General features: G+C 49.6%; 1 rRNA gene. It reads right to left on the reverse strand.

Annotation, left to right across the window (positions count from 1 at the left end):
- Positions 1-266, reverse strand: a 16S ribosomal RNA gene (locus AB671_RS21575); the annotation flags it as partial.

The following is a 266-nucleotide window of genomic DNA, read 5'->3' on the forward strand; positions in this document are numbered from 1 at the left end:
ATATTCCTCACTGCTGCCTCCCGTAGGAGTCTGGTCCGTGTCTCAGTACCAGTGTGGGGGATCACCCTCTCAGGCCCCCTAAAGATCACTGACTTGGTAGGCCGTTACCCTACCAACTATCTAATCTTGCGCGTGCCCATCTCTATCCACCGGAGTTTTCAATATTAAATGATGCCATTCAATATATTATGGGGTATTAATCTTCCTTTCGAAAGGCTATCCCCCTGATAAAGGTAGGTTGCACACGTGTTCCGCACCCGTACGCC

This window comes from Chryseobacterium sp. BGARF1, from assembly GCF_001677955.1.
Classification (GTDB): domain Bacteria; phylum Bacteroidota; class Bacteroidia; order Flavobacteriales; family Weeksellaceae; genus Chryseobacterium.